Origin of the sequence: Pseudomonas sp. PDM22 (assembly GCF_014851965.1) — a bacterium.
Taxonomy (GTDB): Bacteria; Pseudomonadota; Gammaproteobacteria; order Pseudomonadales; family Pseudomonadaceae; genus Pseudomonas.
This window is the reverse complement of the sequence record NZ_JACVAR010000011.1, coordinates 53,153-74,496: the sequence shown is the minus strand read 5'-3', so window position 1 is coordinate 74,496 and position 21,344 is coordinate 53,153. Positions and strand designations below refer to the sequence as shown.

20 protein-coding genes, 1 other RNA gene and 1 riboswitch are annotated in these 21,344 nt (G+C 65.4%); of the genes, 6 read left to right on the top strand and 15 right to left on the bottom strand.

The genetic code is table 11. From position 1 onward, the window contains the following. The first annotated feature begins 16 nt into the window (after positions 1-16). Positions 17-186: riboswitch (yybP-ykoY riboswitch) on the top strand. Between the two features lie 52 nt (positions 187-238). The 3 genes from IB255_RS28980 to ssrA all read left to right on the top strand — a co-directional run bounded on the left by IB255_RS28980 (position 239) and on the right by ssrA (position 2,448). Further along, a complete protein-coding gene (locus tag IB255_RS28980; RefSeq protein WP_081520676.1) occupies positions 239-1,252 on the top strand; it encodes a sodium:calcium antiporter in 1,014 nt (337 codons plus the stop codon). An 86-nt stretch (positions 1,253-1,338) separates the two neighbouring features. Then, positions 1,339-2,016 (top strand): type 1 glutamine amidotransferase domain-containing protein, encoded by a 678-nt coding sequence (locus IB255_RS28975; protein ID WP_081520675.1) that lies wholly within the window; start codon positions 1,339-1,341, stop codon positions 2,014-2,016. A 74-nt stretch (positions 2,017-2,090) separates the two neighbouring features. After that, positions 2,091-2,448: a transfer-messenger RNA gene (gene ssrA / locus IB255_RS28970) on the top strand. Positions 2,449-2,509: 61 nt separating this feature from the next. Here the strand turns inward: ssrA and IB255_RS28965 are convergent. The 4 genes from IB255_RS28965 to IB255_RS28950 all read right to left on the bottom strand — a co-directional run bounded on the left by IB255_RS28965 (position 2,510) and on the right by IB255_RS28950 (position 5,268). Continuing rightward, a complete protein-coding gene (locus IB255_RS28965) occupies positions 2,510-2,812 on the bottom strand; it encodes a hypothetical protein (RefSeq protein ID WP_081520088.1) in 303 nt (100 codons plus the stop codon). Positions 2,813-2,925: 113 nt separating this feature from the next. Further along, positions 2,926-3,597, bottom strand: coding sequence for a YceH family protein (locus IB255_RS28960; protein ID WP_081520087.1), 672 nt, complete (start codon positions 3,595-3,597; stop codon positions 2,926-2,928). Positions 3,598-3,658: 61 nt separating this feature from the next. Then, positions 3,659-4,414: a cache domain-containing protein gene (locus tag IB255_RS28955; RefSeq protein ID WP_081520086.1), complete on the bottom strand. Its 756-nt coding sequence runs from the start codon at positions 4,412-4,414 to the stop codon at positions 3,659-3,661. 107 nt (positions 4,415-4,521) lie between these two features. After that, entirely contained in the window at positions 4,522-5,268 is a 747-nt protein-coding gene (locus IB255_RS28950) for a FadR/GntR family transcriptional regulator (protein WP_225595094.1), read from the bottom strand. Between the two features lie 294 nt (positions 5,269-5,562). Here IB255_RS28950 and IB255_RS28945 point away from each other — a divergent pair, with 294 nt between their 5' ends. Together IB255_RS28945 and IB255_RS28940 are read left to right on the top strand one after the other, a co-directional pair. Then, positions 5,563-7,056: an aldehyde dehydrogenase gene (locus tag IB255_RS28945; protein WP_081520084.1), complete on the top strand. Its 1,494-nt coding sequence runs from the start codon at positions 5,563-5,565 to the stop codon at positions 7,054-7,056. A gap of 131 nt (positions 7,057-7,187) precedes the next feature. Beyond that, positions 7,188-8,672 (top strand): APC family permease, encoded by a 1,485-nt coding sequence (locus IB255_RS28940; protein WP_081520083.1) that lies wholly within the window; start codon positions 7,188-7,190, stop codon positions 8,670-8,672. A gap of 192 nt (positions 8,673-8,864) precedes the next feature. Here the strand turns inward: IB255_RS28940 and IB255_RS28935 are convergent, their stop codons facing one another. The 7 genes from IB255_RS28935 to IB255_RS28905 all read right to left on the bottom strand — a co-directional run bounded on the left by IB255_RS28935 (position 8,865) and on the right by IB255_RS28905 (position 16,240). Continuing rightward, a complete protein-coding gene (locus tag IB255_RS28935; RefSeq protein ID WP_081520082.1) occupies positions 8,865-9,536 on the bottom strand; it encodes a flavin reductase family protein in 672 nt (223 codons plus the stop codon). Between the two features lie 11 nt (positions 9,537-9,547). After that, positions 9,548-11,047: an amidohydrolase family protein gene (locus tag IB255_RS28930; RefSeq protein ID WP_081520081.1), complete on the bottom strand. Its 1,500-nt coding sequence runs from the start codon at positions 11,045-11,047 to the stop codon at positions 9,548-9,550. After that, positions 11,044-12,243: an amidohydrolase family protein gene (locus tag IB255_RS28925; protein WP_081520080.1), complete on the bottom strand. Its 1,200-nt coding sequence runs from the start codon at positions 12,241-12,243 to the stop codon at positions 11,044-11,046. The genes IB255_RS28930 and IB255_RS28925 overlap by 4 nt, the downstream gene beginning before the upstream one ends. A gap of 123 nt (positions 12,244-12,366) precedes the next feature. Continuing rightward, positions 12,367-13,419, bottom strand: a complete 1,053-nt coding sequence (locus IB255_RS28920) for an extracellular solute-binding protein (protein WP_081520079.1) — start codon at positions 13,417-13,419, stop codon at positions 12,367-12,369. A 49-nt stretch (positions 13,420-13,468) separates the two neighbouring features. Beyond that, a complete protein-coding gene (locus IB255_RS28915) occupies positions 13,469-14,260 on the bottom strand; it encodes an ABC transporter permease (RefSeq protein ID WP_081520078.1) in 792 nt (263 codons plus the stop codon). After that, positions 14,257-15,168 (bottom strand): ABC transporter permease, encoded by a 912-nt coding sequence (locus tag IB255_RS28910; RefSeq protein ID WP_081520077.1) that lies wholly within the window; start codon positions 15,166-15,168, stop codon positions 14,257-14,259. The genes IB255_RS28915 and IB255_RS28910 overlap by 4 nt, the downstream gene beginning before the upstream one ends. 1 nt (position 15,169) lies before the next feature. Next, entirely contained in the window at positions 15,170-16,240 is a 1,071-nt protein-coding gene (locus tag IB255_RS28905) for an ABC transporter ATP-binding protein (protein ID WP_192211221.1), read from the bottom strand. 140 nt (positions 16,241-16,380) lie between these two features. Here IB255_RS28905 and IB255_RS28900 point away from each other — a divergent pair, with 140 nt between their 5' ends. Next, a complete protein-coding gene (locus IB255_RS28900) occupies positions 16,381-17,067 on the top strand; it encodes a GntR family transcriptional regulator (protein ID WP_081520076.1) in 687 nt (228 codons plus the stop codon). Positions 17,068-17,213: 146 nt separating this feature from the next. Here the strand turns inward: IB255_RS28900 and yjiA are convergent, their stop codons facing one another. From yjiA to IB255_RS28880, 4 genes are all read right to left on the bottom strand, one after another. Further along, positions 17,214-18,212 (bottom strand): GTPase, encoded by a 999-nt coding sequence (yjiA, locus tag IB255_RS28895; protein ID WP_081520075.1) that lies wholly within the window; start codon positions 18,210-18,212, stop codon positions 17,214-17,216. 93 nt (positions 18,213-18,305) lie between these two features. Next, positions 18,306-18,509 carry a YbdD/YjiX family protein gene (locus IB255_RS28890; protein WP_015478970.1) on the bottom strand — a complete coding sequence of 68 codons (204 nt, stop codon included), beginning with the start codon at positions 18,507-18,509 and terminating at the stop codon, positions 18,306-18,308. Between the two features lie 12 nt (positions 18,510-18,521). After that, positions 18,522-20,588 (bottom strand): carbon starvation CstA family protein, encoded by a 2,067-nt coding sequence (locus tag IB255_RS28885; RefSeq protein ID WP_081520074.1) that lies wholly within the window; start codon positions 20,586-20,588, stop codon positions 18,522-18,524. Between the two features lie 185 nt (positions 20,589-20,773). Further along, a complete protein-coding gene (locus IB255_RS28880; RefSeq protein WP_081520073.1) occupies positions 20,774-21,283 on the bottom strand; it encodes a DUF3015 domain-containing protein in 510 nt (169 codons plus the stop codon). Between the last annotated feature and the right edge of the window lie 61 nt (positions 21,284-21,344).

The following is a 21,344-nucleotide window of genomic DNA, read 5'->3' as shown; positions in this document are numbered from 1 at the left end:
CCGATCCGCTAGAATGCGCGGCGTCATTGGGGAGTAGCCGACCGTTCGAACGGGGGCGACGTCAACACACTTGGCCCACAGGCCATGGCGTCGTCAGCAGCTTTGCCTGGCAAGACCTTTGACCACGTGATCTCCGCAACGGCCGGGGAGATGCGTGGTCATGGGTACTTACACCGGCCGGGAGCTTCACCGTGATGCACCACCTCACCCTTCGCTCCATCCCTCTGGAGCTGCGCGCATGCTGACATTCATCCTCGAACTGCTCGGCATGCTGCTGGTGATCCTGATCGCCGCCGAACTCTTCACCAACGCGCTGGAACATTTCGGCGAGCGCCTGGGCATCTCCGAAGGTGTCACCGGTTCGCTGTTCGCCGCCATCGGCACCGCCCTGCCGGAAACCCTGATCCCGCTACTGGCGCTGTTTGCCGGTACCAGCAACGTCAACCTCAATGAGGAAGTCGGCGTCGGCGCGATCCTCGGCGCACCGCTGATGCTCTCCACCTTGTCCACCTGCCTGATGGCGCTCGCCGCCTGGCGCGCTCGCGGCCTGTTCGGACGCATTCGCCCCGAGCGCACGGGCATGCAGCGCGACCTGAACTTCTTCCTGGTCGCCTTCAGCTTCGCCACCATCGCCATGTTCGTCCCGGCTGAACTGCACTCCGTGCGCGTCGCCCTCAGCGTACTGCTGGTGCTCACCTACATCGGCTACATCACGCTGACCATCCGCGCCTCGCAAAGCCTGGTGGAAGACGGCCACGGCACCGAGGCCGACCACCGCATGTACCTGTCGCGCATCGGCCTGCCGACCAACCTCGCCACCATCCTGCTGCAACTGCTGCTGGGCCTGGCGCTGCTGGTGCTGGGCGCCAAGGGCTTCATCCATGGTGTGGAAGGCCTGTCGCACATCCTGGGCATTTCCGCGCTGCTGCTGTCGCTGCTGATCATCCCCATCGCCACCGAGCTGCCGGAGAAGATCAACAGCATCCTCTGGGTACGCCGCGGCAAGGACACCCTGGCCTTCGGCAACATCAGCGGCGCCATGGTCTTCCAGGGCACCCTGTTGCCCGCCATCGGCATCCTGCTCACACCCTGGCAGCCGCGTATCGAAGTGCTCACCGGAGTACTGGTGACCCTCGGCGCTGCGCTCTGGCTGCGAATCAACGCCCAGCGCGGCGGCGGCCTGCCGATCTGGGTACTGATGCTCAACGGCGTGCTGTACGCCGCCTATCTGGGTATCACCCTGTCGCGCTGACGCAGACGGCTCATTGCCTACACTGACAGTCCGGGCTGCCGTTTCGGCGGCAGCCGCACGACTAGCGATACGCCGAAGGAGTGAGCATGAAAATCCTGGTAGTCCTGACCTCCCACGACCAGCTCGGCAGCACCGGCAAGAAAACCGGCTTCTGGCTCGAGGAGTTCGCCGCGCCCTACTACGTGTTCAAGGATGCCGGCGCCAGCCTGACCCTGGCCTCGCCCAAGGGCGGCCAGCCGCCGCTCGACCCCAAGAGCGACGAGGAAGGCGCACAGACCCCGGCCACCCTGCGCTTCCGCCAGGACAGCGACGCCCAGGCCGCGCTGGCCAGCACCGTGAAGCTCAGCGAAGTGAAGGCCGACGACTACGACGCCGTGTTCTACCCTGGCGGCCACGGCCCGCTCTGGGACCTGGCCGAGGACCGCACCTCGGTGGCGCTGATCGAAGCCTTCCACTCCAGCGGCAAGACCGTCTCCGCGGTCTGCCACGCCCCGGCCGTGTTCCGTCACCCGCGCGGGCTCGACGGCCGGCCGCTGGTACAGGGCCGGCACGTCACCGGCTTCTCCAACAGCGAAGAGGACGCTGTCGGCCTCACCGACGTGGTGCCCTTCCTCGTCCAGGACATGCTCAAGGCCAACGGCGCCCGCTACAGCAAGGGCCCGGACTGGCAGAGCCACGTCGAGGTGGACCGCGGCCTGATCACCGGGCAGAACCCCGCGTCCTCCGAGGCCGTGGCCGAAGCCGTGCTGAAATTCCTGAGCTGACAACACCTTGCGCCGCCCCGGGTGGCTATCGGGGCGGCTTTCCCGTACAATCGCCAACGACCTTTCAAGGTTTTGGGGCCGATTAGGATTCGACGCCGGTAACAAAACTCGAGGGGCATGCCGAGTAGGTGACAGTTCTCGTAAATCAGCTGCCACAACTTTATAGTTGCCAACGACGACAACTACGCCCTAGCAGCCTAAGTGCCGCTAGCAGACCCTAGGGGATGCCTGTAAACCCGAAGATTAGGTCTGTCATATAGAACAGGATCGCCGCCAAGTTCGCTGTAGACGTAACGGCTAAAACTCATACAGCTCGCTCCAAGCGCCCTGCCACTCGGGCCGCAAGGAGTTAACCTAATAGAGATGGCTAAGCATGTAGAACCGACAGCGGAGAACTGGCGGACGGGGGTTCAAATCCCCCCGGCTCCACCAAATCCAAAGAAAAAGGCGCTGAGCCTCAAGCCCAGCGCCTTTTTTCTTGCCCGCGATTTGCCTAGAGCGTCAGGAATCCCAGCCGAGGCATCAGCGGTTCGGCCTGCTCATTCACCACCCTTTCCACACAAGGTTTGCGCAGGCGCAGGCGTTCGGCGTTGCACAGCAGCGGGCCGTCCTCGTCTGCAGCGCCAAAGGGATCGTCGATCAGCACGCCCTTGATCAGCCCCTGGCGGAACAATTCGCGGATGGCGAAGAGATTGGCTTCGCGGGGGCCGGCAAGATCGCCGATGGATTTGAAGTCGGTTTCCGTGAGCTGGCTGAGCACGGCGCTCAACTGGGCCTGGGAGGGTTTGCGACTCATGGGGTACTCCGGGGTAGAGCGGGGGCAAGCATGACTATCGGGGACAAATGTTAACGCTGTATTAGCAAGCGAGCAGGCCGACCTTGGTCGGCCTGTCGTAGGAATCTTCCGCCTCAGTCTCGGGAGATGCCCATTTCCAGTAGCGCGAGACGCTCTTCGAGGGCCGCAATACGGCCTTCCAGCTCGACCAGCCGGCCCTCGTCATGACCACCGCCGTCGCTGCGCTCGCTGGAGGCGCGGCTGCCGCTGGCGGCGATGGCGGCCTCGCGGTCTTCCTCGGTGCCCAGCAGGTGCATGTAGCGGTCTTCACGCTGGCCGCTCAGGCGCTCCAGCTGAAGGGCCATGCCACGGCCAGCGAGGCGTTCGAGCTGGTGGCGGACTTCCTCGGTATCGTCGAAGTCGTGCATCCGCTGGCTGCGGGTGAGCAGTTCGTTGAGCGTCTGCGGGCCGCGCAGGAACAGCAGGCCGAGCAGGATGACCTGTGGCTTGACCAGTTCCAGCGCCTTGTCCAGCCGCTGCTCCCAGCGGTCGGCGCGGCTGCCCATGACCAGGCGGGTCATTTCGCGTCCTTCCAGGTGCCGCAGGGACTGGCCGACCTGGCCAGGAGTGAGGTTCATCACCGGGTCGCGGCTGGTCTTCTGGTTGCACGCGGTGACCAGCGCGTTGAGGGTCAGCGGGTAGGCTTCGGGGGTGGTGAGCTGCTTTTCGATCAGGCACCCGAGAACGCGGGCATCCGTTGCACTCAGGGGTTCGAAGTCGGAGAGGGTGTCGAGCGACTGGCTCATGGCGGTATCCGTCGATGAGGAAACCGCCCTAGCCTAGCCGTTTACGCAGCGTTTGGCAGCCTCAGGCGGCGCCGGCGAGACGGCGGTTCAACGGCCGCTCGATGACTGCCCAGTGCGAGAAGGACGCCGCCAGCTCCTGCTCGCGCCCCTGCGCATCACGTCCCAGCGTACGCCGGGCGAGGTCGCCGGTGAACCAGTTGGCGGTATTGGCTGCGACAACGCGCCCTTCGCCATTCACCACCAGGGCTTCGTGGCCCATCTGCATCAGGCTGCCCAGCAGCACGCCCTCGAACTCGTGCAGGGCGATATCAGCGGCGGCGACGCCGATGAAGCGGCCGTCCACCTGGATCGGCACGGAGAAGGCGAGGATGTACAGGTCGGTGCCGTAAAGGTCGACGAAGGGCCCGACCACCGAGGGCTGGCCGCTGGCGCGCGGGCGGGAGAACCACGGCATGTTGAGGTAGTTGTAGAAGCTCTCGCTGCGCCGGTTGAAGTTCAGGCTCATGGGCACGACCTTGTCGCCGCGGCCGTGATACCACCACTCCAGGTACATCTCCTGGTCGGCCAGCTCGCCTGGCTCGATCACCACGCCGGTGCCGTGCAGGCGCGTGCCGTCATCGGTGAGGTCATGCTGGATGCGCGGGCGCAGCGCACTGAGGTCCTTCGAGGACGGGCGCTTGCCCTCTTCCGCCAACGTGCGCCAGATCGCCACGACCTCGCCGGCCAGCTCGTCGAGACGCTGGAAAACGTTACGGATGGAAGCGTCGATGCGCTGGGCGCAGCGCTGGAGTTCATCCGAGGGTTGTTCGCTGGACATGACCGGGGCCTCGCTGTTCTTGTTATCGCGCAGGCCAGAGAGGTCTGCGGTGAGTCGTTGCCTGCGCCCTTCCGGACGCGTCGGGAAAGCAGCAAGCGCTGTGCCAGTCAGCCGTCTTCGGCCAGCAGGCTCAGGCGCAGGTTGATCAGGCGCTTGATGCCACGGGTGACGTGGGCCTCGGCCAGCGCACCGGCCAGGTTCGAATCACCGGCACTGATCGCTTCAAGGATCGCGCGGTGCTCCTGCTCGATGGCTGCGGCGCCCGGGAAGCCTTCTACCGGCAGCCACAGCCATTCGCCGATCTCCGCCTGCAGGCGGGACTCCGCGTGGGTCAGGCGCACGGACTGGGCGGCGACGGCGATCTCGATATGGAAGCGCGCATCGGCGCGGCGCTGTTCCTGCCGGGTGGTGGCGCTCGCCAGCGCATCGAGGTACTGGGCGATGCGCGCCTGCTCATCGGACGTGGAGCGCTGCGCGGCGAGGCGCGCGGCAGCGCCGGCGATGGCGACGTGTTCGTCGCCCAGATCGCGCAGTTCCAGTGCACTCATCTGGCGCAGTTGCCCCAGCAGGGCGTCCTCGGAGGTGTGCTGCGGCGAGCAGACGAAACTGCCACCGTTGCGCCCGCGCCGGGTCTCGATCACGCCGCGTTCGCGCAGCTCCGCCAGCGCATCGCGCAGGGTCACGGTGGCAACGCCGAACTGCATCGCCAGCTCGCTTTCGCTGGGCAGCTGCTCGCCTTCGGCGTAGAGGCCGAGGTCGACCATTTCCACCAGCCGGCGCGCAACCTCCTCGGTGCGCCCTTCCTGGCGCAGGCGCATGAAACTGGCGGGGCGGACTTTCCTGAATTCGTTCATAGGCAGCAGCGCGATGGGCGCGGAATATTCCTGTTCTGGCGTTCTGTTCTGGCGTCGAGGGAGAAGTCTACCGGTAAGCCCGGCTGCGGCTCCGCGCAAAACTATGTCTCCATATTTTTAAATCGCTTTCCGGACTTTCAGCAAGGTCTTTTGCCACGAAAACCCCTTTCAAGTGCTCGTTTTTCGACCTGTATTGGCAACCGGCAAAACATAAGATATGGTTTCAAATGTATTTGCCAGCGACGGTCCGCAGGCCGTCTCCGCCAACAACAGGAAGAACGAGGAGCGATACGCATGAGCCAGCCAACCCGCGCCGAATGGGAAGCCCGCGCCAAGACCCTGAAGATCGAGGGCCGCGCCTTCATCCAGGGCGAGTACCTTGCCGCCGCCTCCGGCGAAACCTTCGATTGCATCAGCCCGGTGGACGGCCGCCTGCTGGCCAAGGTCGCCAGCTGCGACGCCGCCGATGCCGAGCGCGCCGTGCAGAGCGCCCGCAACACCTTCGACTCCGGCGTCTGGTCGCGTGAAGCGCCGGCCACCCGCAAGGCTGTGATGATCCGCTTCGCCGCCCTGCTGGAAGAGCACGCCGAGGAGCTGGCGCTGCTGGAAACCCTGGACATGGGCAAGCCCATCGGCGATTCGCTGAACGTCGACCTGCCGGGCGCCGCCGACTCCCTGCGCTGGAGCGGCGAGGCCATCGACAAGGTCTACGACGAAGTGGCCGCCACCTCCCACGATCAGCTCGGCCTGGTCACCCGCGAGCCGGTGGGCGTGGTCGCCGCCATCGTGCCGTGGAACTTCCCGCTGATGATGGCCGCCTGGAAACTCGGCCCCGCACTGGCCACCGGCAACTCGGTGATCCTCAAGCCCTCCGAGCGCTCGCCGCTGACCGCCATCCGCATCGCCCAGCTGGCCATCGAAGCGGGCATTCCCGCCGGCGTGCTGAACGTGCTGCCGGGCTACGGCCACACCGTCGGCAAGGCCCTGGCGCTGCACATGGACGTGGACACCGCGGTGTTCACAGGCTCTACAAAAATTGCCAAGCAACTGATGGTCTACGCCGGCGAATCGAACATGAAGCGCGTCTGGCTGGAGGCCGGCGGCAAGAGCCCGAACATCGTCTTCGAGGACGCACCGGACCTGCAGGCCGCCGCTGAGTCCGCCGCCGCCGCCATCGCCTTCAACCAGGGCGAAGTGTGCACCGCTGGCTCGCGCCTGCTGGTGCAGAAATCGATCAAGGCGAAGTTCCTGCCGCTGGTGGTCGAGGCCCTCAAGGGCTGGAAGGCCGGTCACCCGCTGGACCCGGAAACCAACGTCGGCGCACTGGTCGACGGCCGCCAGCTGGAGCAGGTACTGGGCTATATCCAGGCCGGCCAGGACGAAGGCGCGAAGATCCTCGCCGGCGGCAAGCGCGTGCTGGAGGAAACCGGCGGCACCTATGTCGAGCCGACCCTGTTCGACGGCGTGAGCAACGCGATGAAGATCGCCCGCGAGGAAATTTTCGGCCCGGTGCTCTCGGTCATCGAGTTCGAAGACGCCGAGGAAGCCATCCGCATCGCCAACGACACCCCCTACGGGCTGGCGGCGGCGGTCTGGACCCGCGACATCTCCAAGGCCCACCTCACTGCCCGCGCCCTGCGCGCCGGCAGCGTGTGGGTGAACATGTACGACGGCGGCGACATGACCGCGCCCTTCGGCGGCTTCAAGCAGTCGGGCAACGGTCGTGACAAGTCGCTGCACGCCTTCGACAAGTACACCGAGCTGAAGGCGACCTGGATCAAGCTGTAACGCGATCCGGAAAACGAGAGGTTTGGAGCAAGACGGCGCGTGGCTCAAGCCGCGCGCCGAACAATAACAACAACGCTTTCCGTTGCACCCGATTGGCTGCCGACGCGAAAACCTCAGACAGGACACCCACGATGAACAGCTCGATCCAGCCAGGCGCCGCCCTGGACCGCGACGCGGAGCAACTCCGCGCGCTGGGCTACACCTCCAATTTCGAACGCAGCATGACCCTCTGGCAGAACTTCGCCCTGGGCTTCACCTACCTCTCGCCGGTGGTCGGCGTGTACACCCTGTTCGGCCTGTGCCTGGCCGCCGGCGGCCCGCCGATGTTCTGGTCCTACCTGCTGGTGGGCATCGGGCAGATGCTGGTGTGCCTGATCTTCTGCGAGGTCGTCTCGCAGTTCCCCATTTCCGGCGGCGTCTATCCCTGGGCCCGGCGCCTGGTCGGCAAGCGCTGGGCCTGGATGGTCGGTTGGATCTACTCGGTGTCGCTGTGCGTGACCATCGCCGCCGTGGCCCTGGGCGCCGGCCCGTACATCGCGACATTGCTCGGCTTCGAGTCGACACCGGTGACCAACACCTTCGTCGCCCTCGCGCTGACGGTGATCGCCACCCTGCTCAACCTGTCCGGCACCAAGCTGCTGGCGCGCGTGGCGATGTTCGGCTTCATCTGCGAGCTGCTCGGCGCGCTGGTAATCGGCACCTACCTGCTGATCTTCGAACGCCACCAGCCGTTCTCGGTGCTGTTCAACACCTTCGACATCCGCATCGACGGCAGCTACTGGCCAGCGTTCCTCACCGCCTCGCTGGCCGGCATGTTCCTCTACTACGGCTTCGAGGCCTGCGGTGACGTCGCCGAGGAAACCCCAAACCCCAGCCGCCGCATTCCCAAGGCCATGCGCATGACCATCTGGATCGGCGGCGGCGCGGCCATCTTCGCTGCCCTGGCGCTGATCCTCGCGGTACCGGACATGGCCGCGGTGATCTCCGGCGCCGACAAGGACCCGATGACCACCATCCTCGACAACGCCTTCGGCGTGACCGGCGCGCGCCTGGTGATGGCGGTGATCATCGTCTCGTTCGTCTCCTGCGTGCTCAGCCTGCAGGCCGCCGCCAGCCGCCTGCTGTACTCCTACGCCCGCGACGAGATGGTGATGGGCAGCGGCCTGCTCAAGCGCCTGTCGCCCAACACCCACGTGCCGGTGGCCGCGCTGATCGCCTGCGGGGTGATCCCGTCCGTGATCGTCTGCGCCGGCTTCTACCTGCAGAACGCCATCGCCATGGTGGTGAGCTTCGCCGCCATCGGCATCTACCTGTCGTTCCAGATGATCGTCGGCGGCGCCCTGTTCGCCCGCCTGCGCGGCTGGAAACCGAGCGGCGCCTTCACCCTGGGCAACTGGGGCTGGATCGTGAACATCCTGGCGCTGACCTACGGTGTGCTGGCGATCATCAACATGTCCTGGCCGCGCACGCCGGACGCGCCCTGGTACCTGAACTACGGGATCATCCTGGTAGGTGGCATCGTGATCCTGCTAGGCCTGGCCTACATGACCCTGTTCCGCCCGTACGACAAGGGCACCGCTCCCCACGGGGATGCGTGGAAGCTGCATCAGCAGTAATCGGCAGTGCGAAACGAAAACGCCCGGCAAGGATGCCGGGCGTTTTCCGTTGTGGGGCTGCTCCCGGTTTCGACACTGAGCGGGAACCTTGTAGGAACGGACCGTGCCCGCGACCGCGGACAAAGTCCGCGCCCCACTATGGACGCCGTGAGCCCTGCTCACGGTTCGCGGGCATGGCCCGCTCCTACAGGGTCAAGCGATCTCTTCGGACTGGGCCCAGAGGCGGTCACCCGCGCCCGGTGCTTCCTTCCACTGCTTCAACGACCGCGTCGGCAGGTCGAAGTACTCCCTCGTGCGTGCATAACCCTGTCCGCCCATGCGCCCAATGGCGTCGAGGCCGAGCTGGTCGATGTAGAGCGTCGCCGGGTCGATCAGGTCGTCCCGCACGTGGGCCATCAGCACTTCGCCGAGGATGATTTCCCGTGACTGGCCGATGGACAGCGCCATCATCCGCCGACACTCCAGCGCCACCGGCGCCTCGCCGATGCGCGGGCAGCCGACACGGGTGCCGGGGATGGCGGTGAGTCCGGCGGCGACCAACTCGTCGAAGCCCGGCTCGAAGGGCACGGCGCAGACGTTCATGGCTTCCACCAGCGCGTCGGAGACGATGTTCACGGTGAATTCCTGGTTCTGCCGGATGTTCAGCGTGGTGTCCTTGGGACTCAGATCGCTGTAGTTCTCCACGCCCAGGGCGAGGATCGGCGGATCGGCAGAGAGGGCGTTGAAGAAGCTGAAGGGCGCCGCGTTCACGCGCCCCTCGGCGTCGATGGTGGTGACAAGGGCGATGGGCCGGGGTACCACACTGCCAATGAGGATCTTGTATTTCTCGCGGGCGGAGAGCTGCTGGAAGTCGAAGCTGAGCATGGGGTGATCCTTCACGGGGCCGTTGGTGCGTGCGCGTCGAGTAGCGGTGCGGCGGCGCTGTACGAGTCGGCAAAGGGAATCGCGGAACGGAACAGCGTGCGCCATGGCGGGTTGCCGAAAGCGCGGCCGGCGTGGTGCTGCATCTGCTTCTGGAACAGCGCGTCGGCGCGGCGTTGCAGGTCGGCGTAATCGACACCGATCACCTGGCCGCCCTGCATCACGCTGCGACCGTCGATGAAGCTGGCGATGCAGTCATCGCCGCGGCCGGCGGTGAACAGGTTCTTCAGCGGATCGAAGAACGGGCCCTGATGGAAGTCGCCAAGGCGGAACACCGTGATGTCTGCCCGGGCGCCGACGGCGAGACGGCCGAGGTCGTCGCGGCCCAGCGCCTGGGCGCCGCCGAGGGTGGCGGCGTTATAGAGATCGAGCATGCGCGTGTGTTCGGCGTCGCCCTCCTTCACCCGCGCGATGTTCAGGCCCTGGCGCAGGTTGTCGAGCATGTCCGCCGGGAAGGTGTCGGTGCCCATGGCGAGGTTGATACCGCGTGCGCGGTAAGCGCCGAAGGAATCCAGCGCGTCGCCTTCGCGGGCGAACACCACCGGGCAATGCACCAGGCTCGCGCCGGTATCCGCGAGGCGCTGCAACTCATGCTCGCCGCTGTGCAGAATACCGTGGGGCAGCACGCTGCGCGGGTTGAGCAGGCCGTAGCCGTCGAGCCACTGCAGCGAGGACGTGTCGCGCAGGCGACGCACCAGCTCCACCTCGTAGCGCGACTGGCAGCAGTGCAGGCGCAGCGGCGCGCTCAGTTCGCGCTGTACAGCGGCGGTGCGCTCCAGCAGCGCAGGCGTACAGGTTTCGATGCGGTCCGGCAGCAGCGCACCGCGCACCAGGCCGTGGTGGGCGCCGTCGAAGTCATGGAAGAAGCGCTCGGCTTCCTTCAGTCCGGCGAGGCCGGCAGCTTCGTCCCAGTGCTGCGCAGGGCTGCCGTCGGCGCGGGCATAGGTCATGCCGCTCATGTAGCAGGGGCCGAGGTAGGTGCGCAGGCCGAGCTCGCCGGACAGCGCGGCGACCCCGGCGAATTCGTCGTAGTGCTCGGCCCAGCGCCGGTAGTACATCGAGGTGATCGGCATGGCGGTGGTGATGCCGTTGCGGATCAGCTGGGTGAAGGCGTAGCGGTACTTGAACAGTTCCTCGTCCGGGCTGTAGCACTCGCTCGGCCCGGCACGCAGGTAGTCTTCGGACCAGACGCGGCCCATGTTCCACTCGGCGCCGTTATCCAGGGTGAGCACGGTGGAGTCGAGGTCGCCGAGGGCATCGAGGTCGATGAAGCCGGGGCCGATCAGCGCGTGACCGTAGTCGATCCACTGGCTGACGTCGCCGGGAAAGCCACGGCCAACGAAGACGATCCTGCCGCTCTCGAACACCACTTCGCCGTGGCGCCACAGCACGTGCTGCGCGCCGTCGAAGCCGACCACGAAGCTGGCTTTCAGGCCGATGCGTGGCGTGCTCACAGACGCGACTCCACCAGGCGACCGTGCTCGGCGATCAGCTTGCCGGCCTTGAATACCCGGCGCTGCGCCGGGCGCGCGACCACGGCTTCACCGAGGGTTTCCACCGGCAGCAGGAGGAAGTCCGCCGGCGCACCAACTTCAAGACGCGCTGGCTCGCGCCCCAGTGCACGAGCGCCGTTGTCGGTAGCAGCGGCGAAGGCGGCGGCGAGGTCGTCGTCCTTGCACAGGTCGAAGCGGAAGGCGAGGAACATGGCGCGTTCGAGCATGTCGCCGTTGCCCATGGGCGACCAGGCATCGCGGATGCCGTCGCTGCCCAGGCACAGGTTCACGCCGGCCTCGCGCAGGGCGAGGAACGGCGGTACCGAGGTGTCGGCCGGCGCGGAGCTCATCAGGGAAATGCCCAGTTCGGAGAGTCGCTCGGCCAGCGGCTCGACCTGCTCCCAGGGCGCCATGCCCAGGCAGTAGGCGTGGCTGATCATCACCTTGCCCTGCAGGCCGTGGCGCTCGGTGTAGTCGGCGATGCGAGCGATCTGCCAGAGGCCCAGTTCGCCCTTGTCGTGCAGGTGGATATCCACGCCACGGCCAAATTCCACGGCCAGGCCGAAGACGATATCGAGCTGGGCAATGGGGTCGTCGTCGATACCGCAGGGGTCGAGGCCGCCGACATTTTCCACACCCAGCGCCAGCGCTTCGCGCATCAGTTCGGCGGTGCCGGGACGACTGACGAGGCCGGTCTGCGGGAAGACCACGAACTCCATGTCGATCAGGTCCGCATAGCGCTCGCGCAGCGCCTGCATCGCTACCACGTGGCGCAGGCCCAGTTCGGGGTCGATATCCACGTGGCAGCGGAAGGTCAGTGAGCCACGGGCAATGCACTGCTCCAGCAGCGCGCCAGCGCGTACGGCGATGGGCGCCTCGATCTCACGCAGTACGCGGCGCTCGTTGGCGATGTAGTCCTTGAGCGTGGGCCCGGCGCTGTTGGGGCGCCAGGGTTGACCCCAGAGGGTCTTGTCCAGGTGGCAGTGGCTTTCCACCAGCGGCGGCAGCAGGAGCTGGCCGCCGCCGTCGATGTCGCCGGCCTGCGGCGCGGTGTTGCCGGCCGGACGGCGTTCGGCGATGCGGCCGTCACGGATGAGGAAGTCTTCCGCTGCATTGCCCAGCGGACGGATGTTGCGCAGCCAGTAGCTGTCGGTCATGGGGACCTCGAATCCAGAGAAGAACGTAGGGCGAATAACTGCTTGCAGTTATCCGCCGATGAACTCGGCGGCGGACGAGGCGTTCCGCCTCATGCGCCCTACGGGTTTACGGAGAACGGCGCGTCAGCCCTTGAGCTTGGACCAGATGCGATCCTGCAGCTCGCGGGACTTGTTGCTGCACTCCTTTTCCAGGCGCAGGCGCTGCGCGTATTCCTCGGGCATGTTGATGGCGTCCATGACCTTCCACTTGGCGTCCAGCAGGTGGTCGGTCTGGATGCCGTTGGAATAGGCAATGGCGTTGGTCACCGCGGCGGCGTTCTCCGGCTTCATCATCCAGTTGATGAAGACCTTGGCGTTCTCCGGGTGCGGCGCGCTTTTCGGCACGGCGAAGTTGTCCTGGAAGGAGGCCACGCCTTCGCGCGGGTAGACGTACTTGATGGTGCTCTTCTGCAGCGTGGCGCGGGCGGTGGAGCCGTTCCAGTTCTGCATCAGCACGACTTCGCCGGAGGCCATGCGGTCCACGGTGTTGTCGGAGCTGTACATCTTCAGGAAGGGCTTCTGCTTCTGCAGCAACTCGAGAATTTTCTTGGCGTCCTGCGGGTTCTCGGTGCACTCGTCGACGTTGAGGTAGTGCGCGGCGGCGTTGATCAGGCTGCTCGGGGTATCCAGCGCAGCGACCTGGCCCTGCAGTTCCGGACGCGGCTCGAAGAATTCCTTCCAGGAGTCATCCAGCTTGCCGCCCGGCACCCGTGCGCTGTCGTAGGAGAAACCGGTGGTGCCCCACAGGTAGGGCGCCGAGTACTTGCGGCCAGGGTCGAAGCCCGGGTCGCGGAACGCTGGCTTGACGAACTGGAAGTTGGCCAGCTTGGGCGTGTCGATTTTCAGCAGCAGGTCCTGGTTGATCAGCGTCTGCATGATCGAGTGCGACGGCACGATCACGTCGTACGCCGCGCCGCCGGCCTGCAGCTTGGCCAGCAGGGTCTCGTTGCTGTCGTAGCCGTCCATGGTGACCTTGATGCCGGTCTCCTTCTCGAACTTGGCCAGCAGTTCCACCGGGTAGTAGTCGGTCCAGTTGTAGAAGAACAGCTGCTTGGGCTCCTCGGCCTGGGCGACGCCCGCAGCCAGCAGGGCGAGGGACAAACCGGCAAGGCCGTGACGCAGGGCATTCAACTTCATGTTGCTCTCCGAAACGTAAGGTCAGAAAACGAAAGGTTGGCAGTCTTGATCAGGCGTCCGGTTTGCCGCGCTGGCCGAGCCAGTACGACAGCACCACGAGGACGATGGAAATCACCAGCATGAGGGTCGAGATTGCGTTGATCTCGGGGGTCACCCCGGCCTTGATGGCCGAGAAGATGTAGACCGGCAGCGTCGTCGAGCCGGGGCCGGCGACGAAGAAGGTCATGATGAAGTCGTCAAGGCTGACCACGAACGCCAGCACCGCGCCGGACAGCACCGCCGGCCACAGCAGCGGCAAAGTCACCCGGCGGAACACCTGGTAGGGGCTGGCGTAGAGGTCGCCGGCGGCTTCCAGCAGGCTCTTGTCCAGGTCGTTCAGGCGTGCACGGATCGGCAGGTAGGCGAAGGGAATGCAGAAGCCGACGTGGGCGACGATCACCGTCATCAGGCCCAGCTTGATGCCCAGCGACATGAACAGCAGCAGCGTGGCCACCGCGATGACGATCTCCGGCAGGATCAGCGGCAGGTTGATGCCGCCCTCCACCAGCCGCCGTCCGTAGAACGGCCGCGAGGTCGCCAGCGCCGCCGCCAGGGCGATCGCCGTGGACAGCACGGTGGCAAAGCCGGCGACCACCAGCGAGTTGAACGCCGCCGCCTGGATCGAGGGGTTGGCGACTATCTTGCCGTACCAGGCGAAGGAGAATTCGGTCCACACCGTGGCCGAGCGGTTGGCGTTGAAGCTGTAGCCGATCAGCACGAAGATCGGCAGGTACAGGTAGGCCAGGACCAGCATGCTGGTTTCGCGGGTGCCGGGCAGTTTCTTCAGGTGCTGGGCGATCATGCGTTGGCTCCTCCCAGGTGGACGGCCTTGGCGGCGCGGCGGCTATACAGGGCGAACGCGATCAGGGCGAGCAGCATGATCGCCAGCAGCAGGAACGACAGCGAACCGCCCAGCGGCCAGTTGCGCGCGGTGCCGAACTGCTGCTGAATCAGGTTGCCGATCATCAGGGTCTTGCCGCCGCCGAGGATCGCCGGAGTGATGAAAGCGCCCAGGCTCGGGACGAACACCAGCAGGGAGCCGGCGATCACACCGGGCATGGACAGCGGCAGGATTACCCGCTGCAAAGCCTTCCAGCGGTTCGCACCCAGGTCATAGGCAGCCTCGACCAGGCGCCAGTCGAGCTTCTCCAGAGTCGAGTAGATCGGCAGGATCATGAACGGCAGGAAGCTGTAGACCAGGCCGACGCAGACCGCGAAGTCGTTGTACAGCAGGGTGATGCCGCCGGCCTGGGGGAACAGCGCGTTGACCGACTGGGCGACCCAGCCGTGCTCGCGCAGGATGATCAGCCAGGCGTAGTTGCGGATCAGCAGGTTGGTCCAGAACGGGATGGTGATCAGCAGCACCATCAGGTTGCGCGAACGCTCGCTGAGGCTGGTCATCCACAGCGCCACCGGGAAGCCGAATAGGAAGCACAACAGCGTGGTGCCGCCGGCCTGGAACAGCGAGCGCAGCAGCGCCTGGGCATAGACCCAGTTCAGCTCGAGGTTGCCGTCGAAGTCTTCCTGGAAGAACAGCTGCACGTAGCTCTGGATCTGCCAGTCGGCGTGCCAGTCGACGCCGCCGTAGAGGTTGCGCGGCAGCAGGCTGATGTAACCCATGATCGCCAGCGGGATGGCGATCAGCCCGAGCAGCGTCAGCGCCACCGGGCTGAGCAGCAACAGGCGGCGAGTGGTGGGCGACTCGTTCATTTCAGGCCTCCATCAGCAGGCAGGCCTGGGGCGGCAGGTGCACCGCCACGGCCTCGCCGACGTCGCGGGCGCGACCGCCCTCGTTGCTCTCGCGCAGGGTGATCTGCGAAGCATCCGGCAAGCGGCAGCGGTACAGCGTGGCGGTGCCGACGTACATCACCGTCTCGATCACCGCGCGCAGGTGGTGCGGCTGCGACGGGGCGACCAGCTTCGAGCGCTCCGGGCGGAAGGCGAGTTGGACACTGGCGCTGCTCAGGCCCGCCGGCAGTTCGCAGGGGATCTCCGCGGCCATGGCGTTGGGGTGGAACCCGCCCTGGCGCATCTGCCCGGGGAGGAAGTTGATGTCGCCGATGAACTGCGCGACGAAGCGGTGCGTCGGGCGTTCGTAGATTTCGTTGGGCGTGCCGATCTGCATGATATTGCCGTGGGACATCACGGCGATGCGGTCGGACAGGGTCAACGCTTCTTCCTGGTCGTGGGTGACGAAGATGAAGGTGATGCCCGCCTCTTCCTGCACGCGCTTGAGCTCGACCTGCATCTCCTTGCGCAGCTTCAGGTCCAGCGCGGACAGCGGTTCATCGAGCAGCAGTACCGAAGGCTTGGGCGCCAGCGCGCGGGCCAGGGCCACGCGCTGCTGCTGGCCACCGGAGAGCTCGGCTGGCTTGCGGCGCGCCAGGTGTTCCATCTGCACCAGCGCCAGCATTTCCTTCACCCGGCCGGGAATTTCGCCGCGCGCCAGGCCCTGCATCTCCAGGCCGAAGGCGATGTTCTCGCTCACCGACATGTGCGGGAACAGGGCGTAGCTCTGGAACACGGTATTGATGCGGCGACGGTACGGCGGCAGGTCGTTGACCCGCTCGCCGCCGACGAGGATGTCGCCGGAGGTGACGTTCTCGAACCCGGCGATGCTGCGCAGCAGCGTGGTCTTGCCGCAGCCGGAAGGCCCCAGCAAGGTGAAGAACTCATTATGGGCAATGTCGACCGACACTTCGTTTAGGGCGGGAGCGACGTTGGGATCATCGGTGTAGCGCTTGCTGACCCGACGCACCTCGACTGACGACGAGTGATTCATTTTGGTGCATTCCTCTTGTTTTTGTATGCAATATTTGAATGCAATCTAGAAATAGCTGATGTATTTTTCTTCTGCAACTGGTTTTGCACGGACGGTTTTGCGGCATCCTTTGAAGGGTCAAGCAAGAGGCGGAGTCGCTCATGGCGGAGAATCACCCCGAGTCCACGGTGGAACGCGTCTACCAAGGGGTTTACGAGGCAATCAGCAAGCGCACCCTGCGCCCCGGCATGAAGCTGGGCGAGGCGGCATTGGCGGAATTGTTCAAGGTCAGCCGCACTTCGGTACGCGCGGCGCTGAAACATCTGGAAGCGGATGGACTGGTTTCCAGCGCGCTCAACAAGGGTGCGTGGGTGTCTTTACCCAGCGACGAGGAGATCCGCTCGCTGTTCGAAACGCGGCGGTTGATCGAGATCGGCATCGTCAGTGAACTCTGTCGCCGCGCGGACAGCGCGATCATCCAGGACCTGCGCGACCACGTGGCGCTGGAAGAGGCGACCCACGACCACGACCACGCGCGGTTCGTCCACCTGCTGGGCGAGTTCCACCTGAAGCTGGCAGCGGCGCTGAACAACCCGGTGCTGCTGGACTTCTTCCGCAAGCTGATCGAGCGCGCCTCGCTCTACGCCACCACCCTGGACGACGACCAGCACGAGACCTGCCGCGGCAACGAGCACCAGCGACTGATCGAGTACATCGAGTCGGGCAACCAGGCGGCGGCCATCGAGCTGACCTGCATGCACCTCAATGCGATCGAGCAGGCGATCCTCAAGGCGGCGGGGAACCTGAAGGCGGATTACCATCCGCTCAAGCATCTGATTGGCGGCTGAGCCGCTGCCAACCAACGTGGAACGTAGGGCGCATAACCTGGAACAGGTTATCCGCCAGCACGCCTGCGGCGGATAACGCTGACGCGTTATGCGCCCTACGCAAGCGTGCAGAGAAAACCGCCCGGCACTGGCCGGGCGGTTTTCATTCAGGCGGTCGGGCCGCCCGTGATGCGATCGAAGCCACGACGAATCTCTTCTTCGGGCAGGTTGTCGCCGATGAAGACGATCACGCTCTCGCGCTGCTCGTTGCCCTTCCACGGCGTATCCCAGTCGAAGCCATACAACCGCAGCACGCCCTGGAACACCAGGCGACGCTCCTCGCCGGCGATGTTCAGCACGCCCTTGTAGCGCAGCAGCGAGTTGCCGTGCCACTGCAGCAGGTCGTCCATGAATTCGCTGAGGCGCTCGATATCCAGCGGGTTGTCGCTGCGCAGCACAAGGGTGGTGATGCGGTCGGTCGTATCCGCCGCCGGGCGCACGGGGCGCAGCAGCGGACGCAGGCCGAGGTCGGCGTTGAGGTTGAAGCCGCGTACGTCGAGCAGGCGCTCCAGCTCGATGGCGCCGTGCTCCACGGCATGGATCTCGGCGCGGCGGTTGATGCGCTGCAGGCGCTCGACCAGGGCCTCGTACTGCGCAGGAGAAACGAGGTCACTCTTGCTCACCAGGATGCGGTCGCCAAAGCCGACCTGGGCCTGGGCGATGGCTTCCTGCAGGTGGCGCTCGGCGTTGGCGGCGTCCACCAGGGTGATGATGCCGTCGAGCAGGTAGCGCTCGCGCAGGGTCTCGTCGACGAAGAAGGTCTGCGCGACCGGGGCCGGGTCGGCCAGGCCGGTGCACTCGATCACCACGCGGTCGAAGACCAGCTCGCCGTTGTCGCGGCGCTCCAGCAGGACGCAGAGCGCGCGCTCCAGGTCGCTATTGATGGTGCAGCAGACGCAGCCGTTGGACAGCGTCGTCACCTGAACCGCGTCGTCGCCGAGCAACTGAGCGTCAATCGGCGTCTCGCTGAATTCGTTCTCGATCACGGCGATCTTCAGGCCGTGCTCTGCCTTGAGGATGTGCTTGAGCAGGGTGGTCTTGCCGGCCCCGAGGAAGCCGGTGAGGACGGTCACCGGAATCTGCGGCGCGCTTGCGGAATCGGTCATGGAAACTTCCAGGCAATCAGAATGAAAAACGGGCGGAAATGAAAACGGGCCGCGATCGCTCGCGGCCCGTCCGTTATACACCCATCCGCGGACTCAACAGCAGCGGATCGGCCTTCCCTTGCCGCCACCGTAGCGCGCCTCCTGGCGCTCGCGGAAGAACTCCTCGTAGGTCATCGGAGTCTTGTCCGGGTGCTTGTTCTGCATGTGCTGAACGTAGGTGTCGTAATCGGGCATGCCGACCAGCATGCGTGCGGCCTGCCCGAGATACTTACCCATGCGGCTGAGGTCGTTGAACATGATGCTCCTCCGTCAGGCGTCCGGAATCGGCTGGAACGGAGCTTCCTTGTCGGTGCGCTCCTTCTTGGTCCAGGCGCTGGCGCCTACCTTGATCGCGTACACCAGCACGCTGAACACCACCAGCAGGAACAGCACGGTGAGGCCGGCGTTGATGTAAGCGTTCATCATCACATGCTGCATCTGGCCGATGTCCTTGGCCGGAGCGATGATTTGACCGGCGTCCAGGCCGGCGGAGTACTTCTTGCCCAGGGCGATGAAGCCCACGGCCGGGTTGCTGTCGAACAGCTTGATCAGGCCGGCGGTGGTGGTGCAGATCAGCAGCCAGGCGGCCGGCAGGGCGGTCACCCAGACGTACTGCTGGCGCTTCATCTTGATCAGCACGACGGTGGAGAGCATCAGCGCGATGCCGGCGAGCATCTGGTTGGAGATGCCAAACAGCGGCCACAGCGTGTTGATGCCACCCAGCGGATCGACCACGCCCTGGTACAGCAGCCAGCCCCACAGCGCGACGCAGCCGCCGGTGCCGATGATGTTGGCGGTCCAGGATTCGGTCTTCTTCAGCGCCGGGACGAAGTTGCCCAGCAGGTCCTGCAGCATGAAGCGCCCGGCACGGGTGCCGGCGTCCACCGCGGTGAGGATGAACAGCGCCTCGAAGAGAATCGCGAAGTGGTACCAGAAGGCCATGGTGTTCTCACCCGGCAGCACCTGGTGAAGGATGTGCGCGATGCCCACGGCGAGGGTCGGCGCACCACCGGCACGGGCCAGGATAGTGGTCTCGCCGATGTCCTTGGCGGTCTGGGTCAGAATCTCCGGGGTGATGGTGAAGCCCCAGCTGCTGACGGTCGCGGCCACCGCGGTAACGTCGGTGCCGACCACGGCCGGCGGGCTGTTCATGGCGAAGTAGATGCCCGGTTCGATGACCGAGGCGGCGACCATCGCCATGATGGCCACGAAGGACTCCATCAGCATGCCGCCGTAGCCGATGTAGCGGGCGTCGGGCTCGCGGTTGAGCAGCTTGGGCGTGGTGCCCGAGGAGATCAGCGCGTGGAAGCCGGAGACGGCGCCACAGGCGATGGTGATGAACAGGAACGGGAACAGGCCGCCCTTCCACACCGGGCCGGTGCCGTCGGTGAACTGGGTCAGGGCCGGCATCTTCAGCTCCGGCGAAACGATCACGATGCCGATGGCCAGGGCGATGATGGTGCCGATCTTGAGGAAGGTCGACAGGTAGTCACGCGGCGCCAGCAGCAGCCACACCGGCAGGACCGAGGCGATCGCGCCGTAGGCGATCAGCATCCAGACGATCTGCACGCCATGGAAGGTGAACACCGGGGCCCACTCGGGGCTGGCGGCGATCTGGCCACCGAGCCAGATGCTGCCCAGCAGCAGGATGATGCCGACCACGGAAATCTCGCCGATGCGGCCCGGGCGGATGTAGCGCATGTACACGCCCATGAACAGCGCGATCGGGATCGTCGCCAGCACGGTGAACATGCCCCAGGGGCTTTCGGCCAGGGCCTTCACCACGATGAGCGCGAGCACCGCGAGGATGATGATCATGATCAGGAACGCGCCGAACAGAGCGATGGTCCCCGCCACCTGCCCCATTTCCTCGCGTACCAGTTCACCCAGCGAACGCCCGTTGCGGCGGCTGGAGATGAACAGGACCATGAAATCCTGCACGGCACCGGCCAGCACCACGCCGGCGATCAGCCAGAGCGTGCCGGGCAGGTAACCCATCTGCGCAGCCAGTACGGGGCCGACCAGCGGGCCGGCGCCGGCGATGGCAGCGAAGTGGTGACCGAAGAGGATGTGCTTGTTGGTCGGGACGTAGTCCAGGCCGTCGTTGTTGAGGACCGCAGGGGTCGCTCGGTTGGGGTCCAGTTGCATCACCCTGGTGGCGATGAACAGGCTGTAGTAGCGGTAGGCGACCAGGTAGATGGCAACCGCCGCGACGACGATCCACAGTGCGTTGATGGCTTCGCCGCGACGTAGTGCCACGACTCCCAAGGCAAATGCACCGACTATCGCCACCGCCAGCCAGGCGAGGTGACGTAGCAGGCTGTTGTTATTGTTCATAGCGAGGCTTCCGACAGTTTGAAGGCGAGAATTCGCAGAAAAATTCTAGTCTTTTCCGGCGACCCATTCATACGACCTTAGTCTAGGGCGGTTACGCGCTTATTGCCGGAGGTCAACGCGCTCGACCGCAGGGTCAGGAAATGAAAAGGCCCGCCTGGGGCGGGCCTTTTGCGGCGTAGCGGTCGTCAGGCCGGCTGCTTGGCGTACTGTGCCAGGGTCTGGTCACGGCTCATCACCGCCAGGGTGTTGTTGAGCACCTGCTCGCCGGTGGCGTCCTTGGACGTGAAGATCTCACCGAAGTGCTGCTGGGTGACCTGGGCGAAGTGCGCGCGGTCCTGGGTCGGGATGCCGAGCAGGACGGCGTAGGCGTCCAGCGCCTCGCCGTGGCCCTGGGCCATGTTCTCGGCGATGTTGTCGAGCATGCCGTTCATGGCGAAGATCGAGCGGCCGCCGTAGGAAATGCGCTGGCTGGCGTCACAGCCGTTGGTGCCGGAGGTCAGGCCGAAGGTTGCGTTGCCCGAGGTGCCGTTGGTGGTGGTGGCCAGCAGGTGCGGGAACAGGCCGCGCTGACCGTCGAAGACCATGTTGCCCCAACCGCAGCCCTTGCCGCTCTGCCCGGCTTCATCTGCGTGCGCCGCCAGACTGGCAACGCTGATAACCCCAAAAATCAGACCCTTGATCACTTTATTGTCCATGCTCTGCACTCCGCAGTTGTAGTGGTTAAACGCACATGGAGCTTTGGCGAGGGTCTGCAGG

What these genes read in the sequence shown, in the direction of transcription:
- IB255_RS28980 (WP_081520676.1), top strand. Translation starts at nt 239, where the DNA reads ATGCTGACATTCATCCTCGAACTGCTCGGCATGCTGCTGGTGATCCTG.
- IB255_RS28975 (WP_081520675.1), top strand. Translation starts at nt 1,339, where the DNA reads ATGAAAATCCTGGTAGTCCTGACCTCCCACGACCAGCTCGGCAGCACC.
- IB255_RS28965 (WP_081520088.1), bottom strand. Translation starts at nt 2,812, where the DNA reads ATGAGTCGCAAACCCTCCCAGGCCCAGTTGAGCGCCGTGCTCAGCCAG.
- IB255_RS28960 (WP_081520087.1), bottom strand. Translation starts at nt 3,597, where the DNA reads ATGAGCCAGTCGCTCGACACCCTCTCCGACTTCGAACCCCTGAGTGCA.
- IB255_RS28955 (WP_081520086.1), bottom strand. Translation starts at nt 4,414, where the DNA reads ATGTCCAGCGAACAACCCTCGGATGAACTCCAGCGCTGCGCCCAGCGC.
- IB255_RS28950 (WP_225595094.1), bottom strand. Translation starts at nt 5,268, where the DNA reads ATGAACGAATTCAGGAAAGTCCGCCCCGCCAGTTTCATGCGCCTGCGC.
- IB255_RS28945 (WP_081520084.1), top strand. Translation starts at nt 5,563, where the DNA reads ATGAGCCAGCCAACCCGCGCCGAATGGGAAGCCCGCGCCAAGACCCTG.
- IB255_RS28940 (WP_081520083.1), top strand. Translation starts at nt 7,188, where the DNA reads ATGAACAGCTCGATCCAGCCAGGCGCCGCCCTGGACCGCGACGCGGAG.
- IB255_RS28935 (WP_081520082.1), bottom strand. Translation starts at nt 9,536, where the DNA reads ATGCTCAGCTTCGACTTCCAGCAGCTCTCCGCCCGCGAGAAATACAAG.
- IB255_RS28925 (WP_081520080.1), bottom strand. Translation starts at nt 12,243, where the DNA reads ATGACCGACAGCTACTGGCTGCGCAACATCCGTCCGCTGGGCAATGCA.
- IB255_RS28920 (WP_081520079.1), bottom strand. Translation starts at nt 13,419, where the DNA reads ATGAAGTTGAATGCCCTGCGTCACGGCCTTGCCGGTTTGTCCCTCGCC.
- IB255_RS28915 (WP_081520078.1), bottom strand. Translation starts at nt 14,260, where the DNA reads ATGATCGCCCAGCACCTGAAGAAACTGCCCGGCACCCGCGAAACCAGC.
- IB255_RS28910 (WP_081520077.1), bottom strand. Translation starts at nt 15,168, where the DNA reads ATGAACGAGTCGCCCACCACTCGCCGCCTGTTGCTGCTCAGCCCGGTG.
- IB255_RS28905 (WP_192211221.1), bottom strand. Translation starts at nt 16,240, where the DNA reads ATGAATCACTCGTCGTCAGTCGAGGTGCGTCGGGTCAGCAAGCGCTAC.
- IB255_RS28900 (WP_081520076.1), top strand. Translation starts at nt 16,381, where the DNA reads ATGGCGGAGAATCACCCCGAGTCCACGGTGGAACGCGTCTACCAAGGG.
- yjiA (WP_081520075.1), bottom strand. Translation starts at nt 18,212, where the DNA reads ATGACCGATTCCGCAAGCGCGCCGCAGATTCCGGTGACCGTCCTCACC.
- IB255_RS28890 (WP_015478970.1), bottom strand. Translation starts at nt 18,509, where the DNA reads ATGTTCAACGACCTCAGCCGCATGGGTAAGTATCTCGGGCAGGCCGCA.
- IB255_RS28885 (WP_081520074.1), bottom strand. Translation starts at nt 20,588, where the DNA reads ATGAACAATAACAACAGCCTGCTACGTCACCTCGCCTGGCTGGCGGTG.
- IB255_RS28880 (WP_081520073.1), bottom strand. Translation starts at nt 21,283, where the DNA reads ATGGACAATAAAGTGATCAAGGGTCTGATTTTTGGGGTTATCAGCGTT.